The organism is Microcystis sp. M_QC_C_20170808_M3Col (assembly GCF_007095505.1).
In the GTDB taxonomy this organism is placed as follows: domain Bacteria; phylum Cyanobacteriota; class Cyanobacteriia; order Cyanobacteriales; family Microcystaceae; genus Microcystis.
This window is the reverse complement of the sequence record NZ_SFBY01000445.1, coordinates 1-17,272: the sequence shown is the minus strand read 5'-3', so window position 1 is coordinate 17,272 and position 17,272 is coordinate 1. Positions and strand designations below refer to the sequence as shown.

Below are 17,272 nucleotides of genomic sequence, written 5' to 3'. Positions count from 1 at the left end.
TCAAGGCCGAATTTGAAGTCTTTTCTGAACGAAACCCCCTACTATCTGTTGTCAAGGTTCAGTTTTTAGCTTGGTTATCGCTTTTTCCATTTTAGCTTAAAGCCGTCCTCAAAGGACGGGGTTTTAACCCAAATTTTCGATAATAACTCAAAACTTAACTAAAATATCGGTTAAAAGCCGCCGGTAAAATTAGCGGTATATTTAATTGTGGTGTTTGGAGTAAGTCTCATGCTAAAGTATCTGCCTGTTAAATTCCTGCGTTTTTTAGCGATTAGCTGTCTTGTCACGTTAATTTCTCTAGGATTTGACCGTTTACACCCCGTTAAAGCTAATCCCACCCTCATAGCTCAAAATGCTTGGGCCGGGGCCTCCTTCCCCGTGGAAAACTTTCAAACCTATACCTCTGGTTTCGGTTATCGTTCCTCTCCCATGGATGGCAGTCAACAATTTCATGCTGGTTTAGACATGGCCGCACCCTTAGGCAGTTATATTCGCAATTGGTGGACTGGCAGAATCGTCGAATTATCGGATCATACAGGCTGTGGCACCATGATTAAGATGCAATCCGGTCAATGGACACATATTTATTGTCATCTCATGGGTTCGGTTCAATCCGATAGCCGCGGCACTTTTTTGATTGATAGGTCAGGGGGAATCGTCCTTACCCTTGGTCAGGATATACCAGCAGGGGCGCGCATGGCTAGAGTGGGAATGAGCGGACGCACCACCGGACCACACCTGCACTGGGGACTGATGTACGGCAATCAATACGTTGACCCCGCTTTGGTTTTAAATGCTATGTACGGTTCTAATCCTTCGGGTAATAGTTAAGAGAATCTGCGATCGCATTCTGTTCAGAAAAAACATCGCTGCCCAGATTTAGTGAATAACGAGGGACACTGCTAGAATTAAGCTGATCGATTCAGGTATATCCAGATAAAATGCGAATATTAACCCTTGTACCGGGAGGAATTAGCGATCAACTGCTGTTTTTTCCCACTCTAGAAACTCTCCGGCAAACTTACCCCCAAGGCAGCATCGATGTTTTGGTCGAACCTAGGGCAAAGGCTGCCTATCGTCTCTGTCCGCAGGTTAGGGAAGTGCTTTTATTTGACTATCGAGATCAGTACGGATTAGCGGATTATTTAAATATTTTGGGAGTAATTCGGGACCGGGAGTACGAAATCGCCATTAGTCTCACTAATCGTCCTGCTATCAATCTTTTACTCTGGTTAAATGGTGTTCCTAACCGTATAGGCTATGAAAATAATGGCAGCTGGTTCTTATCGGAACAAGTACCCCGGCCAAAGGAAGGCTATCTAGCGGATAATTATCACGATCTGGTCAAAGGGTTAAAGATTGCCCCACCCTGTCCACCTTTAAAAATAACCTTGAATCGGGATGATATCGATTGGGCGGAAATGGAGCAGAAACGCCTCGATATCAAGGATAGCGGCTATATTCTCCTCTACGCCGGCGGTAGCGATCTCAGCATCAGCCAAGGACTGGAAACGGTTTATCCCCTAGAGAGTTGGCTAGAAATTATCCAAGGCATTCGCCATCAACAACCGGATTTGCCAATTGTAGCGATCGAGGGAGATCTGGATGAAGCTTGGGTTTTAGCGCTCAAAGCCATGGATAATAACTTAAAAGTGTCCAGAACGGCCGATATCGGTAAAATGTCCGCCATGATCGCCGGTGCTAATTTATTGTTAGCTACCGAAAGTGTCCCTTTACAGTTAGCCGTGGCCGTGGGAACCTATACCCTCTCTCTGCTGGTTCCTTCGTTGCCTAAGAGAGTTTTACCGAGTGGGGGAGAGCTTCATCGATATATTGAAGCTAATACGGGAAAAGTCGCCGATATTACTCCCGAAACTGTCCTGAAAAAGATTTGGGGCCGGTAAAGAATCGGGTTTCGATCGCTTTTCTCGTGGTCGAAACCCGAAAAAAATCGGCATCAAGGCTCAATTTTGCGATTGAGATAACTGACTTTTCAACGATTCTAGGGAGGCCCAACGACCATCGATGGCAGTATTTTCCGGAAGAAAAAAATCGGGTGGTTGACAATTGGCTCCGCAGAGTTGACGGGGGGGCAAAGTTAGACATAACTGCTCGTATAACCACATTTGCGGTTCAAAATCCCCGTTAGGATCGAGGGTTTCCGAGAGGTCTTCGTAGGCTATTTCTCGCTCTAGAGGATAGGAGTTATCGTAGTCTTTATTTTTGTCTAGCCAGATTAATTCGGAAGTGTTTAATTGCAGACGATGATTATATTGTTGTAAACAGCGATCGCAGGTTAAGGTGACGATGGTTTCTGCTTTCACCGATACTTCCAAAAAATTGCCCCCATGTCTAACCAGCAAGGTCCCCCGCACTGGTGTCAAGGTTTCTAGACCGGGGATAAAATTATCGATGATGATCACTCTTTGTCGATCAGGAGATTTGAGGAGGTGGGGGATAAAAATAGTTTCCATAGATAACTCCTGTATCATTTATCGGTTATCGGGTGTCAACTGCGTTAGCTACGAGTTCCTTTATCAGCTTATCGCAGCCCCGACCTCTAGAGACATAGACCAGTCCTAGACTGTGGGAAGTGGGGTGTATTTTCAGTGAACAGTGAACAGTAAACAGTAATCAGTGAACTGAAAACTCACATCTGATAACTGATAACTGATAACTGATAACTGCATTTGACAGGCTGTCTGTTGATCGAGCGAGAAAGTTTCCTCAGAATTGGGAGTATATGCACAAAGATACTCCTATGTCAACGGTTTTGAAAAATTTTCTTCCTTACCTCGGTCGATTGGTTATTGTTGCACTGCTCTGTTCGCTGGTGCTGGGGGGATGGCCTCGGCAGGGAAAAGCGGCTAAATCAGTACATTTATCCTACTGGATGCGATCGGGAATTGAACAACTAGAGGCGGGTAATTATCAGCAAGCTTTGCAGGATTTCAATCAGTCGATCGAACAGGAAAATAACTTGGCCCTAGCCTACAGTAATCGCTGTTTAACTCAGATTTATTTGCAGGATTATCTCCACGCTTGGCAGGACTGCACCCGCTCTTTACAACGGCAATCCGATAATTATCTAGCCTATTTCCATCGGGGTTTAGCTTTTTATCGTTTGGGAGATTATCCACAGGCGCTGACCGATTATAACCAGACTATCCGGTTAAAACCCACCTATTATCAAGCCTACTATAATCGGGGTTTAGTTCAGGCGACCATGAAAAATCATCCCCTTGCCCTAGCTGATTTTAATCAATCCTTGCGTCAAATTACTAACTGGCAACCCGACGCTTTAGCCACTATTTATAATGATCGAGGTTTATCTCATTTAGCCCTCCACAATTTTACCTCAGCCAAAGCGGATTTTAATCAAGCTCTCCGGTTAAATAAAAATAATGCCTCAGCACACTATAATCTAGCTTGTACCGCTCACCAATTAGGTGAATACGAGCGCTCGATCGCCGATTTAAATCGGGCGATTGCCATCGATCCTTTTTATGCCGATGCTTATATTAGAAGGGGATTACTGCGGCATCAATTGGGTTATTATCAATCGGCTTTAGCGGATTTAAATCAAGGAGCAAATCACCTCTATCAACAGGGATTGCACCACAATTATCGGCAAATCCTCGCCCTAATCGAGCAGATTCACCAACAGTTACTTTCCTTACCATCTCCCATTGTTTAAAAGAGTGATCAATTTACAGAGGAAAGCGCTTCATGGCTGTGACGGCGAGACGGGCATTATCTTTAAGGACTTGGGAAACTCGGGGAATTTGGGGAATTTGCCAGAGAACATCGACGGTGCGCCGTAATAGTCGCACTAGATCTCCCTCATCGAGGCTAGTATTTTCGCACAATTCCGGCCAGGATGTCCCCTGGGCCCAACGGGAGGCAATCCCCATCAGTTGGGTTTCTAACCAGACGGGAATAGTGATATCGTAGCGAGATTGAGCTTGATAGAGTAAACGGCGAACTTCTCGCAGACCGGGGGAATTTCCCTCTCCTTGCCGCAAAATATCGATAACTTCTGGCACAGGCGGGTAATTGCACCAAGTATCGGGGCGAGGGGGTTCCGTAATCATGGCGCTGATGGCGGCGGCTAGTTGGCTAGGAGTCAATCTGTCCAAATCTCCGGACATCATCGCTAATCCTAACCAGAGTTCATTTTCCCCGCGAATAGTGGCCGCCGCTTCTCCGAGGGGAGTGGGCAAATAACCCTCTAATGCTTGGAATTCTCGCAAAATCTCGATCAGATTCAGAAATTCTTCCCAGTAGTAGGATTTACGGGATTGTTGTTTCTGGTATTTAATCTGGGCTTTGTGTAACTTATCGCGAGCAATCTCTCGATCGTAGTATAATTTCATCAATCGCCCCGGATTTTTGCGTTTTTGCAGGGGATGAGCGGCAATTTGACTATTGACAATTTCAAGTCTTTGTGATTGTGTTTCCAGTTCCGCCACTGGTGGGATGCCTTGCACTTGTTGGGGGATTAAATCGGCGATCGCCTGAGTATTTTCCTCACCCTTGCGCCAACCCCCTAGGAAAACTGCTTCCAGGGAAGGGGGTATTAGTTCGCCTAATTCCGCAGGAGAGAGAAAACCTCGATCGATCTCGCTAATATCGGCATAGGCGGCTAAATACCAGCGATTATCACTGCCTAAACAAACAAGGGTTCGCACTTGACCTGCCCCGTGCAGGGTATTGACAAAGATAGCGGGGACGGGGACGGGAACCTTAATATGTTTGCCCTTGAGGTGGAGGATAGTTCCGACGGGAATATTCGGCAATTTTAGATGTATTTCCTGTCTTTTCTGTGCTTCTGACTGACTAGCAAGGATTTTATACAGTCTTTCTTCCTCCCGCAGTCTTTCCCGTAGCTTTTCGTAACTGAAGACCTGCTCCCGTTCGATACCGGCTAATTCCATATCCAACTTAGCTAATTCGGTGGTTAAGGCGGTAATCTGTTGTCGTTCGGGGCTTAACTTCAAACGAGCGAGATATTCGGCGAAACTGCGCTCTAAGAGGTCTTTGGCCTCCTCTAGACTGTGTTTTTGCAGGAGATTTAAGACCATGCCGTAACTGGGCGCAAAACAGCTTTGCAGGGGTTCCGGTTGGGCGGTGGCCAGAAAAGCCGCTTCTTTTGCCCCTTCAAAGGGCGTTTGTACTGTCACCACATGGCCCACCGCATCCATTCCCCGACGACCAGCCCGGCCGGCAATCTGAACAAATTCCGAGGGAGTCAGCATACTATGGCCATCATCGGTGCGTTTGGAGAGGGCCGAGATGACGGTGGTGCGGGCGGGCATATTAATCCCGGCCGAGAGGGTAGCGGTGGCAAAAACCACCTTAATTAAACCGGCTTCAAAGAGTTGTTCGACTAATTCTTTCCAGAGGGGTAAAATCCCGGCATGGTGAACACCACACCCCCGGGTGAGGGGTTCCACTTGGTCGGCGCGTACTAATTGGGAAGCACTGGCCAGGAATTCAAACAGTTGATTTTTCGTCTCGGGGTCGGCGGTTAAGAGGCGGAGGAGTTGCTCGTCGGACTGGGGGTTATTAGCGAAAAAAGCCAGTAATTTTTGGTGTAGGGGCGGATTTTCGACGGCAAAGAAGGAAAGGGTCAGTTCTTGCAGATGGGGATTATCTTCTAGGAAGAAAATGAGTAAACGGTAGTAAATGGCTCTAGCTTCTTCTGGATTAACGAGATTGAGGTTTTTTAGCTCTCGAATCGCCTGATCGCAACCTTTGCGGCTGAAAATGACGTAAATGGCCGGGAGCATATCCTTGTCCCGCAGAGTGGTGACAATGGAGGCGATGGTGGGACAATCTTCTCGTTTTAAGCGTCGGGGTTTGCCTTGGCCGACTTTTGAGCGTAGTTTCGGGTTAACTTTGCTCTGTTTTGGGTCGAGCAGCGGGAATAATCCCTCTTTATTGGCGAAATAAAAGCGCAGGGGGACGGGGCGAAAATCGGAGTTAATTAGCTCACAGCTGGAGGTCTGCTTATTGTCGCCGGGTTGGGGCAGTTGCCGCACCCAGTTAATCCAGTCGGTGAGTTCTCCGGGGTTGCCGATGGTGGCGGAGAGGGCCACTAATTGGATACTAGGGGGACAGTAGATAATTGATTCTTCCCAAACGGTGCCGCGACCTCGATCGCTGATATAGTGACATTCATCGAGAACCAGGGTTTCCACGTTTTCTAGGGAAGTGCCTACCTCACCGATCGGGGTTTGGTACAGCATATTGCGAAAAATTTCTGTAGTCATGACTACAATTAATGCTGAAGGATTGATCACCACATCGCCGGTAATCAATCCCACTTCGGCAAAAAGCAGCGGGGAATCCTCATCGCCATCGGTGGGGGTGCGACCGAATTTTTCTTGAAAATCCCGGAATTTTTGGTTAGAAAGAGCTTTCAGGGGAGTGGTGTAGAAAACCCGTTTGCCCCTTTCTAGGGCGCGATAGATAGCGTATTCTCCGATTAAAGTTTTGCCGGAACCCGTGGGAGCGCAGACAACCACTGATTTACCAGCAGCGAGAGCGGCGATCGCCGAGTGCTGGAAGTCGTCGAGTTTAAAGGGAAAAATGGTTTTGAGATCCAAAGAAGTAGGGTTAAGGGACTCTTTCACGTCAAGTCTAAGAGGAGAAATTTTTAAAATTGTGGCTATTCTGGCTGGCTTTTTTTATTCTAGTCGAAAAAAGCGGACTTCTAGAAACTAGGGACAAGCTTAACCTTTGGGGGCGATGCCCAATACCATCATACTTCATTTTTATCAGAAATGCTGTAAGCTAAGAGGTATTTAAACCGCTTATTCTTAGATTAGCCGAATCTCTCCCAATCCCTTTACTGTTGACTGTTGCCTCTTGCCTCGTCTGGCCCAAGCAATTTAAATTACGAACAGCTTATCACTAATAATTGTATCTCTATTTTCTCCTTAACTTGATTAGTTATACTTACTGATGATGATTAAATTTTCTGCTGAAGACTGTCTAGTTTTAGTTGTTGATGATGTCGGCAAAAATCTCCAATTAGCTGTGGGGATTCTTGATTCTGCTGGTTATGCCACCAGTGTTGCTAGTAGTGTTAAACAGGCAATAGAACGAGTAAAAACTGCTAATCCTGACCTAATTCTTCTTGACTTAATGATGCCAGATATGGGGGGAATAGAACTTTGTCGAAGACTAAAAACTGACACTTTATACGCTCATATACCAATTATCTTTGTGACAGATAGTAAGGAAAAAGAAGATATTCTCAATGCTTTTAATTCTGGGGCTGTGGATTATGTAAATAAACCCTTTTATAGTTGGGAACTGTTAGCCAGAGTTAAAATTCATCTAGAACTAAAAAAGACTCAAGAAGAACTGAAAAATATCAATTCTCAACTAGAAAAGCTAGTCAGAACTGATAGCCTAACTGGGGTAAATAATCGTCGAGAGATTCTCCACTTAGGGGAGAAAGAATTTCAACGATGTCGTCGTTATCATCGTTATTTTTCGGTTCTATTCATCGATATCGACCATTTTAAACATATTAACGATACCTTTGGTCATACCCTGGGAAACAAAACTTTAATTACTGTCGCTGGGGCAATTAAAACCTGTCTGCGTCAAGTGGATAGTTTTGGGCGCTTTGGGGGCGAGGAATTTGTCGCTATTCTCCCAGAAACTAATCTTGAAGATGCTGCTACCACAGCCCAGCGCATTTGTCAAGTAATTAACAAGTTAAATATTGAACTTGATCAACAAAAAGTGCGAGTTACTGCTAGTATCGGTGTGGCAACATTTAGCCCTCAAGATAATAATCTAGAAGAGGTGATCGAGCGGGCTGATCATGCCATGTTAGCCGCTAAAAATCAAGGCAGAAATCGGGTTATTGTAGGTAAAACAGTATGAAAAATTTGTTATTTATTCTTGGTTTTTTGCTCTTAGGTGTAGCCCCAAGTTTTAGCGCCGATCTCGATACGATTATACGCCGGGGAAAATTAATTGTCGCTGTCAAAAATAATCTCCCTCCCCTCGCTTTCCTTGATTCTCAGGGCAATCTGCAAGGATTGGAAATCGACATCGCTAAACGTCTAGCTGAAGAAATTCTCGGTTCTGACAGTGCTATTATTCTCAAACCCGTTAGTAATCAAGAACGTTTACAGGAGGTTATTGATGATCGGGTGGATTTGGCGATCGCTCGTGTGGCGATTACTCCCGCACGTCAGCGCTTAGTGGATTTTAGCCCCTTTTATTACCTCGATAGCAGCGGTTTTGTGACGAAAAACCTGCTATTTCAGCGTTTAGAAGACCTAGCTAAGTCTAGAATCGCCGTACTCAACGGCTCGACGACAATCGCCCTTGTGCGTTCCCATTTACCTAACGCTACCCTGCGCGGGGTTGCTTCCTATCAAGAAGCTTTAAATTTACTGGAAACGGGGGAAATAGAGGCTTTTGCGGCTGATAATAGCCTTTTAACCGGTTGGGTGCAGCAATTCCCCAATTATCGTCAATTACCGATCCAGTTGGGGGCGATCGCTCTAGGAGTCGTTCTCCCTAAAGGTTTACAGTACCAAAGTCTCCGAGAACGCGTCAATCAAGCGATCGAGCGGCTAGAATCCACCGGCTGGTTAGTAGAACGGGTGAACTATTGGGGCTTACCCCTGAGAATTCGGGAAATGGGGAGATAGGGTGCTTTTTTCAGTGATCAGTAAACAGTAAACAGTAATCAGTGAACTGAAAACTGAAATCTGATCAGTGATCAGTGATCACTGATCACTGATTACTGACTAAATCCTGCTATAATCTGATTGAATAAGTATAAAAATATTAATTGCTCGATCGCTAATTATGGAAGATACCCTGCCGCTTATTTACGTTTCTGGATTGCTAATTTTCGTGATTGGTTTAGGAATTTTTGTCATCGTGCAAATCTTTAAAACCCGTCGAGTAGAAGGAACCTTTAACAAGCTACAAAAGAAATTGCAAAAAGAAAAAGGTACAGCTAAAGAATACTATGAATTAGGGAGTCTTTATCTTGATAAAAAACTCTATGTTCAAGCATTGAGTTTACTACAAAAGGCTTTAAAAATCTCTGGGGAAGAAAGCATCGAACCAGAAAATCAAGCCCTAATCTACAATGCGCTCGGTTTTTCCTATTTTGCCCAAGAACAATTAGAATTAGCGATTCGTAACTACAAAGAAGCAATTAAACTTTATCCTCAATATTCGATCGCTCTCAATAATCTTGGCAATGTTTACGAAAAGAAACAAATGGCTAAAAAAGCTCTCGAAACCTACGAAGAAACTCTCAAATTTGATCCTAATAATACCGTGGCGAAAAAGCGAGCCGAATCCCTGCGTAAACGCTTCGCCGAATCGAAATAGTTTTGACTACTATCAAATTCTTTTTAGAGAGCGAAGAATCTTCGCTCTCTTTCTTTATTTCAAGCCATAAAACAAGACAATTAAACTAGGGGTTAAAATCGTCAAAATTAAATTTAGGGGCGCACCCAAACGGGTAAAATCGAGGAATTTATAGCCCCCGGGTGCATAAACCATGGTGTTAGTTTGATAGCCAATCGGTGTTAGATAACTATTAGAAGCAGCAAAGGTGACAGCATACATAAAAGCCAAAGGATTTAAACCCAAAGTTTTCGCCACTTCCACGGCGACGGGAATCATTAAAACCACGGCGGCGTTATTAGAGAGGATTTCAGTTAAAACTGAAGTAATCAGATAGAAGAAAACTAAGATCCAAAACCCCGAAAGATTGCCGCCGATAGCCACTAAATTATCCGCTAACCATTTAGTCGTTCCCGAGTTATCCATGGCAGTACCCAGGGGAATTAAACCCGCTAATAAAAAGATAATATCCCAACGAATGGAACCATAGACTTCCCCCGGTTTTAGACAGCCAGTAATTACCATTAAAACCACCCCAACTAAACTGGTGACGAGAATCGGTTGAATATCAAAAGCAGCAATAATAATCACCAACAAAGTAATCATTAAAGCAATAATGCCCTTATCCTGTCGCAATGATTCAATTTCTTTCTCTTCTAAAACTAATAATTCTCGCGTGGTTTGTAAACCAATAAAACTCTGTTTTGGTCCTTGAACCAAGAGCAAATCGCCAAACTTTAAAGGAATTTTTCCTAATCTTCCTTGCAGTAATTCTGAACCACGCCGAATCGCCAAAACCGTGGCGTTATAACGCTGACGGAATTTCAAATCTTTTAAAGTTGTCCCAATTAAACGGGAATTAGAGAGAATCAAAACCTCGGCTAATTTTTCCTCACCTGTAGTAATTGCCGATTCAATATCTTCTTTATGAAATTTGACATCGGCAAAGATTTCTAAGCCTCGTTCATCTTTAATTTTTAATAGTTCTTCCCGACTACTGTGAACGATTAAAATATCGCCAGCATTGAGAACTTTATCAGCTAAAGGTTGGGATAAATGTACCTTATTTCTGATTAATTCCAACACATCAAAATTAAACTTTCTTTGTAGTCCACTTTGGGATAAAGTTTGACCGATAAGATTAGAACGAGGGCTAATAATTACCTCACTCAGATATACTTTAGAACCATAATCATCCTCTAAAAATTCCCCGGTGGAAGATTTGCGATCGGGTAGTAATTTCGGAGCAAAAATTGTTAAATAAATCAAACCTGCCAAAAAAGTAACTACTCCCAAAGCAGTGAATTGAAATAAGCTAAATTCCCCATAACCCAGCTTGGCAGAAATACCACTAGCGAGAATGTTAGTAGAAGTTCCCACCACGGTAATCATCCCCGCTAAAACCGTCCCGTAGGAAAGGGGAATTAATAACTTAGAAGGAGAAATTTTTTGTTTTTTACACCAATCTTCAACGATGGGTAAAAAGATTGCCACCACTGCCGTGTTATTAATAAAAGCACTAATCGGCCCCACTAATGCCCCCAAAACAAATACCTGTTGGTGGGGATTTTTTCCCCCCCAGACAATCAAGCGATCGCGAATTACTTGAATCACTCCCGTGCGCGTAATTCCGGCACTAAGTACAAACATCGCCATCACCGTCACCGTGGCAGAATTACTAAATCCCGCGATACCTTCTTCGGGAGTAACTAAACCCAAAAGAATGAGGACAATCGCCACGCATAAAGCGGTTAAATCTACTGGTAGCCATTCCGCCACGAAAGCGACTAAAGCAACGACTAAAACCGTTAAAGTCAGAATAATTGGTGTTGGCATTGATTTATTTTTTCGTCATGAACCAGCGAATAAATAACTTCTCCAACTCAATCCAAACAAACATTAAGGCACTAAATCCAAAACAGACTAATAATTCTGTGCCACTAATCCATTGAGTGCCGAAGAAGTTTTGTAGGGGAGGAGCATAAATTAACAACAATTGTAGGATCGTTGTCAAGCCCACGGCGGCGATAATGTAAGGATTAGAGAAGGGATTCATTTGCACAGCTAACTGGGTATGGGAACGCACCGCTAAAGCATGACCCATTTGTGCTAAACAGAGGGTAGTAAATACCATAGTTTTCCAACGTCCAGGATCTCCGATTTCGGGGGTTGCCTGAGTATATTGGTAAGCCCAGTACATCATAATAATGGTGAGAATGGCAAAGACGATGCCGATGCGAATCATATACCAACCCAAACCGCGGGCGAAAATGCTTTCCCGGGGGCTAAAAGGTGGACGTTTCATCACATTAGGTTCGGCGGGTTCCATTGCCAGAGCAAGAGCCGGTAAACCGTCGGTGACAAGGTTCATCCAGAGGATTTGCAAGGGAGAAAGGGGTACACCGCCTAAACCGAGCAGAGGAGCCGCTGCAATCGTTAAAACCTCGCCAATATTACTGCCGAGAATGTATTTAATAAAGCGCCGAATGTTACTGTAAACCACGCGCCCTTCTTCAGTGGCAGCGACGATGGTGGCAAAATTATCATCCAGCAAAATCATATCACTGGCTTCTTTGCTGACATCGGTTCCGGTAATGCCCATGGCGATACCGATATCCGCTTGTTTTAGTGCCGGAGCATCGTTCACCCCGTCCCCCGTCATGGCGACGAATTTGCCCCGTTTTTGCAAAGCTTGTACGATTCTCAGCTTATGTTCGGGAGAAACGCGAGCATAGACGCTCACACCATCTACCTCTCCCTCTAGGTCATTCTGAGACATTTTTTCTAATTCTTTCCCAGTGATTACTCGCTCCCCGGCAGCAGCAATGCCCAATTCAATGGCGATCGCCTTGGCCGTTAATTGGTGATCTCCGGTAATCATAATCGGACGAATTCCCGCTTGACGACAGAGGGCAACCGCTTCTTTAACTTCTTTGCGGGGTGCATCGAGCATTCCCACCAATCCCAACCAAACCAGGGATTGTTCTTCACTATCTTCTTTTTCCGCTTCCGGCACTTCTGTCATTGGTTTATAGGAAAAACCTAAGACTCGTAGGCCATTACCCGCCATTTCGTCATTTTGTGCCAAAATACGGCTTCTTTGTTCAGCTGTTAAGGGTTGACTTTCCGCCCCAACTTGGATCAGAGAACAACGTTCGAGAATTAATTCCGGTGAGCCTTTGGTAAACATTAAATAGGCAGAATCCCCCAAACCTAACTGGGCATTCTCACAGATTACTGACATTCTCTTTCTTTCGGAAGAAAAGGGAAATTCGCCTAAACGAGGGCTTTTTGGCTGCAATGCTTCCCGATATAGTCCTCCTTTACCCGCTAACGTCAGTAAAGCTCCTTCGGTGGGATCGCCTAAAATTAACCATTCTTGCTCTTTATTTTGCAAAAGTGCATCATTACACAGCACACAAGCCGTTAAAATTGCCTGTAGTTCGGGATCACTTTCACTAGCACCACTAAACTCACCGATGGGCGCGTAACCTTCCCCCGTGACAGTAATTGTCTGCTCGGAAGTATTAACTTTCTGCACCACCATTTTATTTTGAGTTAAAGTTCCGGTTTTATCGGAGCAAATCGTCGTTACCGAGCCTAAAGTTTCCACTGCCGGCAATTTACGGATTAAAGCTTGTCTTCTCACCATTCTTTGGGTTCCAATTGCCAATGTCACCGTTACCACTGCCGGTAAACCTTCGGGAACAACGGCCACAGCCATACTGAGGGAAGTTTCGAGGAATGATTCAAAAAACTGCCAACCAAAGCGAATTACACCGCCAAGGACGACTACCGCCACTAAAGCTAGGGAACTACTCACTAAAACGTTACCTAACTGCGACATTCGCCGCTGTAGGGGAGTTGGTTCACTTTCTACTCCTTGCAACAAAGCGGCGATTTTCCCGATTTCCGTATCCATTCCCGTCTTGGTAATCGCCACTTTACCCCGCCCCTGTACTACTTCAGTACCCTGATAGACGAGGTTAATGCGATCGCCTAAAGAGGCATCTTCCGGTAAAACCTTCTGTGCTTGTTTATTCACCGATTCCGCTTCACCCGTGAGGGCAGCTTCGCGGATTTGCAGGTTTTGTGCTTCTAATAATCTGCCATCGGCGGCAATTTGTACCCCCGCTTCCAGTAACATGATATCCCCGGGGACAAGTTCCTTGGCCGCCACTTCAAAGGTGCTACCATTACGGATAACCCGGACTTTCGGCGAGGATAACTGCTTAAGGGCTGCTAAAGCCTTTTCTGCCCGACTTTCCTGGAAATATCCTAAAATACCGTTTAAAATAACAATTATAAAAATAGCGATCGCGTCTTTGGGAAATTCCCCTTTTTTCAGGTCCAAAACTGCCGAAACCACCGCCACGGCAATCAGCATCACTAACATAATGTTAGTAAACTGTTCCCATAAAATCACTAACGGGCTACGTCCCCCCGTTTCTTTTAGTTCATTTAACCCGAAAATATCCTTTCTTTTAACAATTTCCGCCTCGATTAAGCCGGTTTCCCCATTGGTTCTCAGTATTTCTAGGGTTTGTTCGCCAGTTAAATTATGCCAAGCACGATTATTCTCTATTTCCGAGACTTGGGGGGACGTAGTGGGAAAAGTCATAGCGATCGATTGAAGAGGGTGTACGCGTGAACTAAAAAGGTGAGCGAGTTAAGCTAATTACATATCACAATATCAGTTATCAGTTATCAGTGACCAGTAAGCAGTTATCAGTAAGCAGTTATCAAGGAAGTGGGGAGTGGGAAGTGGGGAACTGGGGAAGTGGGGAAGTGGGGAAATGGGGATGTGGGGAAGTGGGGAAGTGGGGAAGTGGGGAAGTGGGGAAATGGGGATGTGGGGAAGCTGTCTCATCACCCTATCACCCCAAAACCCTATCACCCTATCACCCTATCTCCTCCTGCCTCCTGACTGCTGCCCCCTGCCTTCTCGATAAGCTGAAAAAAATGTAACGAAATGTGAAGTATAATAGCGAATGTGATAAAGACAAGACATTAGAGAGTAGATAGGAAACGATGCGAGTTGCGATCGCTGGTGCGGGACTAGCCGGATTATCTTGTGCGAAATACCTTGTCGATGCGGGACATACGCCCATCGTACTGGAACGTCGCGATGTATTAGGGGGAAAAATTGCCGCTTGGAAAGATGCTGATGGGGACTGGTACGAAACCGGTTTACATATCTTCTTTGGCGCTTATCCCAATATGCTGCAATTATTCCAAGAATTAGGCATAGAAGATCGCCTACAGTGGAAAGAACACTCGATGATCTTCAATCAGCCGGAAAAACCGGGGACTTATTCGCGGTTTGACTTCCCAGATATTCCCGCCCCAATTAACGGTATTGTTGCCATTCTCCGCAATAATGATATGTTAACTTGGGAGGAAAAAATTAAATTTGGACTCGGTTTAATTCCTGCCATTGTTAAAGGACAAAGTTACGTCGAGGAGATGGATAAATATTCTTGGTCGGAATGGTTAGAGAAACAAAACATACCGCCTAGGGTAGAAAAAGAAGTGTTTGTCGCTATGTCGAAAGCCCTAAACTTTATCGATCCTAACGAGATTTCCGCCACAATTCTACTAACAGCCCTCAACCGCTTTTTACAGGAGAAAAACGGCTCAAAAATGGCTTTTCTCGACGGTTCACCCCCGGAAAGACTCTGCCAACCTTTAGTCGATTACATCACCGCTAGAGGTGGTGAGGTGCGCTTAAATGCCCCTTTAAAAGAGATTATCTTAAATGAAAACTGCACAGTTAAAGCATTCTTAATGCGCGGTTTAGACGGTGGGGAAGATTATCTTTTTGAAGCCGATCTTTATGTGTCTGCGATGCCTGTAGATCCTTTAAAAGTTTTACTACCCAAACCTTGGCAAGAAGATAAATTCTTTCAAAAATTAGAAGGATTAGAAGGGGTTCCCGTCATTAATTTACACCTCTGGTTTGATCGCAAACTAACCGACATCGATCATTTATTATTCTCCCGTTCGCCCTTACTCAGTGTTTATGCTGACATGAGCAACACCTGTAAAGAATACGCTAACCCCGATCGCTCGATGTTAGAATTAGTTCTCGCTCCCGCTCAGGATTGGATTAGCAAATCCGATGAAGAAATTATCGCCGCCACGATGAAAGAACTAGAAAAACTCTTTCCCCAACATTTTACTGGCGATAATCCCAGTCAATTGTTAAAATATCATCTGGTGAAAACTCCCCGATCAGTTTATAAAGCCACCCCTGGCCGACAAGCTTATCGACCTTCTCAAAAAACTCCGATCGAGAATTTTTATCTCGCCGGTGACTATACCATGCAAAAATATTTAGGAAGCATGGAAGGAGCCGTTTTATCAGGGAAATTAGCGGCAGCAGTGATCAGCAAAGATCACCCCGCAGCACCGCTAAACCTGAATAAAACCCAATCTACACCAGTGTCCAGCGCTCGTTAATTCTCTGGCTAGGGACTAATGACGAAAATGGCCTTGAGTGAGACAATGCTATATCATTAGCCACAGTTCGCCGTTAATCTAAGTCAATCATTCCGCCCCAGCAGAATGCTCCAATTGCCAAAACCGACCCACCCCACCAAACCCCTCGTCTCCCTTGCGGAGTCCTACGAACTCTGTCGCCGGATTACAGAGAAGTATTCCAAAACGTTTTATCTCGGTACTCTCCTGATGCCGAAAGCAAAACGTCAAGCGATCTGGGCAATTTATGTCTGGTGTCGTCGTACCGATGAACTGGTCGATGGACCCCAAGCCCGGTTAACTACACCTGAAACCCTTGATTTATGGGAAAAACAGCTAGAAACCGCCTTTTCTGGGGTTGCCATCGAGGATGCCGACGTCGCTCTCGTGGATACTCTAGAAAAGTTCCCCATGGATATCCAACCCTTTCGGGATATGATCGCCGGGCAACAGATGGATCTCTATCGCAGTCGTTATCAAACCTTTGATGAACTAAAACTGTACTGCTATCGGGTGGCGGGGACGGTGGGGTTAATGTCCAGCGCGGTGTTAGGATTGGAAGATGGCGATCGCTCGGCTCCTTGGCGGCGCAATCAAAGCGTCTATATTCCGCAAGAAGAAGCGATCGATCTCGGTATTGCCAATCAATTAACCAATATTTTGCGGGATGTGGGGGAAGATGTCCATCGTGGGCGGATTTATCTACCTTTAGAGGATTTAGAGCGTTTTAACTACAGCGAAGACGATTTACTCAAAGGGGTTAATGATCACCGTTGGCAGGCGTTAATGCGCTTCCAAATTGAGCGCGCTCGTTATTACTACGATTCCGCCGAAAGGGGGATTCGCGCCCTTAATCCCGATTCCCGTTGGCCGGTTTGGGCGGCTTTACTGCTTTATCAAGGCATTTTAGACGTAATTGAAGCAAATAACTACGATGTCTTCGCCCGTCGTGCCTTCGTGCCTTTACCCAAGAAAATGCTCTATTTACCCGTGGCTTGGTTGCGATCGCAAGCGTTATAAAAATTCGACGGGTTTTGCTGCTTGCCGACTCCACCCGCGGCAAAAAGTTTTTCGCGGGGGCAGGGTGTGGGGTGTGGGGTGTGGGGTGTGGGTTTTCAGAGCGATTTAGGAGTCACCAACCAGAAAGGTCCGGTTTCCGTGCAGGGAAGATCTCGATCGCTTTCGTAAACCACAAGACTGTCTTGCCGATCCAAAACTAACGCTTCTCCTAGACGGACGTAGGAGATAAACGGGACAAGATAGCGGACGACCGGCTCATCGAAAATTTTGGGTGGGAAACCCCGCCGTTCTAGGTTGGCTTTACGTTAGAATTAAAAAGACCGTCTCGAAAACCAAGTGGGCGGACAGCACCTTGAAAACTCGGCTTAGGGGG

General features: G+C 45.1%; 13 protein-coding genes. 9 read left to right on the top strand and 4 right to left on the bottom strand.

Annotated features, from left to right (window positions below; translation table 11 throughout):
- Positions 1 to 228 precede the first annotated feature (228 nt).
- Entirely contained in the window at positions 229 to 831 is a 603-nt protein-coding gene (locus EWV84_RS20490; RefSeq protein WP_286827153.1) for a M23 family metallopeptidase, read from the top strand.
- Positions 832 to 941: 110 nt separating this feature from the next.
- Entirely contained in the window at positions 942 to 1,904 is a 963-nt protein-coding gene (locus EWV84_RS20485) for a glycosyltransferase family 9 protein (protein WP_286827154.1), read from the top strand.
- Between the two features lie 60 nt (positions 1,905 to 1,964).
- On the opposite strand, the gene EWV84_RS20480 is transcribed toward EWV84_RS20485, so the two are convergent.
- Complete coding sequence (locus EWV84_RS20480) at positions 1,965 to 2,474, bottom strand: YceD family protein (RefSeq protein WP_287079726.1); 510 nt, start codon at positions 2,472 to 2,474, stop codon at positions 1,965 to 1,967.
- A gap of 269 nt (positions 2,475 to 2,743) precedes the next feature.
- Between EWV84_RS20480 and EWV84_RS20475 the strand changes: the two genes are divergently transcribed.
- Complete coding sequence (locus EWV84_RS20475; protein WP_287079724.1) at positions 2,744 to 3,697, top strand: tetratricopeptide repeat protein; 954 nt, start codon at positions 2,744 to 2,746, stop codon at positions 3,695 to 3,697.
- 13 nt (positions 3,698 to 3,710) lie between these two features.
- Here EWV84_RS20475 and EWV84_RS20470 read toward each other — a convergent pair whose 3' ends face one another.
- On the bottom strand, positions 3,711 to 6,638 hold the full coding sequence (locus EWV84_RS20470; RefSeq protein WP_287079722.1) for a DEAD/DEAH box helicase: 2,928 nt from the start codon (positions 6,636 to 6,638) through the stop codon (positions 3,711 to 3,713).
- Between the two features lie 334 nt (positions 6,639 to 6,972).
- Here EWV84_RS20470 and EWV84_RS20465 point away from each other — a divergent pair, with 334 nt between their 5' ends.
- The 3 genes from EWV84_RS20465 (at position 6,973) to EWV84_RS20455 (ending at position 9,381) form a co-directional block, all read left to right on the top strand.
- Positions 6,973 to 7,905 carry a GGDEF domain-containing response regulator gene (locus EWV84_RS20465; RefSeq protein WP_287079728.1) on the top strand — a complete coding sequence of 311 codons (933 nt, stop codon included), beginning with the start codon at positions 6,973 to 6,975 and terminating at the stop codon, positions 7,903 to 7,905.
- The gene (locus EWV84_RS20460; RefSeq protein WP_287079721.1) at positions 7,902 to 8,684 is read left to right on the top strand and encodes a transporter substrate-binding domain-containing protein; all 783 of its coding nucleotides are present in this window, start codon (positions 7,902 to 7,904) and stop codon (positions 8,682 to 8,684) included. Before EWV84_RS20465 ends, EWV84_RS20460 begins: the two co-directional genes overlap by 4 nt.
- A gap of 160 nt (positions 8,685 to 8,844) precedes the next feature.
- A complete protein-coding gene (locus EWV84_RS20455) occupies positions 8,845 to 9,381 on the top strand; it encodes a tetratricopeptide repeat protein (RefSeq protein ID WP_286827160.1) in 537 nt (178 codons plus the stop codon).
- 54 nt (positions 9,382 to 9,435) lie between these two features.
- Here the strand turns inward: EWV84_RS20455 and EWV84_RS20450 are convergent, their stop codons facing one another.
- Complete coding sequence (locus EWV84_RS20450; protein ID WP_287079720.1) at positions 9,436 to 11,235, bottom strand: SLC13 family permease; 1,800 nt, start codon at positions 11,233 to 11,235, stop codon at positions 9,436 to 9,438.
- Between the two features lie 4 nt (positions 11,236 to 11,239).
- Positions 11,240 to 14,020 (bottom strand): cation-translocating P-type ATPase, encoded by a 2,781-nt coding sequence (locus EWV84_RS20445; RefSeq protein WP_287079719.1) that lies wholly within the window; start codon positions 14,018 to 14,020, stop codon positions 11,240 to 11,242.
- An 89-nt stretch (positions 14,021 to 14,109) separates the two neighbouring features.
- Here EWV84_RS20445 and EWV84_RS20440 point away from each other — a divergent pair, with 89 nt between their 5' ends.
- The 3 genes from EWV84_RS20440 to crtB all read left to right on the top strand — a co-directional run bounded on the left by EWV84_RS20440 (position 14,110) and on the right by crtB (position 16,899).
- Positions 14,110 to 14,367, top strand: coding sequence for a hypothetical protein (locus tag EWV84_RS20440; protein WP_287079718.1), 258 nt, complete (start codon positions 14,110 to 14,112; stop codon positions 14,365 to 14,367).
- Positions 14,368 to 14,430: 63 nt separating this feature from the next.
- Positions 14,431 to 15,861, top strand: a complete 1,431-nt coding sequence (gene pds, locus EWV84_RS20435; RefSeq protein WP_287079717.1) for a 15-cis-phytoene desaturase — start codon at positions 14,431 to 14,433, stop codon at positions 15,859 to 15,861.
- Between the two features lie 105 nt (positions 15,862 to 15,966).
- A complete protein-coding gene (gene crtB, locus EWV84_RS20430; protein WP_287079716.1) occupies positions 15,967 to 16,899 on the top strand; it encodes a 15-cis-phytoene synthase CrtB in 933 nt (310 codons plus the stop codon).
- Positions 16,900 to 17,272 lie beyond the last annotated feature (373 nt).

Coding starts and splice junctions, on each gene's coding strand:
- EWV84_RS20490 (WP_286827153.1), top strand. CDS start 229: ATGCTAAAGTATCTGCCTGTTAAATTCCTGCGTTTTTTAGCGATTAGC.
- EWV84_RS20485 (WP_286827154.1), top strand. CDS start 942: ATGCGAATATTAACCCTTGTACCGGGAGGAATTAGCGATCAACTGCTG.
- EWV84_RS20480 (WP_287079726.1), bottom strand. CDS start 2,474: ATGGAAACTATTTTTATCCCCCACCTCCTCAAATCTCCTGATCGACAA.
- EWV84_RS20475 (WP_287079724.1), top strand. CDS start 2,744: ATGCACAAAGATACTCCTATGTCAACGGTTTTGAAAAATTTTCTTCCT.
- EWV84_RS20465 (WP_287079728.1), top strand. CDS start 6,973: ATGATTAAATTTTCTGCTGAAGACTGTCTAGTTTTAGTTGTTGATGAT.
- EWV84_RS20460 (WP_287079721.1), top strand. CDS start 7,902: ATGAAAAATTTGTTATTTATTCTTGGTTTTTTGCTCTTAGGTGTAGCC.
- EWV84_RS20455 (WP_286827160.1), top strand. CDS start 8,845: ATGGAAGATACCCTGCCGCTTATTTACGTTTCTGGATTGCTAATTTTC.
- EWV84_RS20450 (WP_287079720.1), bottom strand. CDS start 11,235: ATGCCAACACCAATTATTCTGACTTTAACGGTTTTAGTCGTTGCTTTA.
- EWV84_RS20445 (WP_287079719.1), bottom strand. CDS start 14,020: ATGACTTTTCCCACTACGTCCCCCCAAGTCTCGGAAATAGAGAATAAT.
- pds (WP_287079717.1), top strand. CDS start 14,431: ATGCGAGTTGCGATCGCTGGTGCGGGACTAGCCGGATTATCTTGTGCG.
- crtB (WP_287079716.1), top strand. CDS start 15,967: ATGCTCCAATTGCCAAAACCGACCCACCCCACCAAACCCCTCGTCTCC.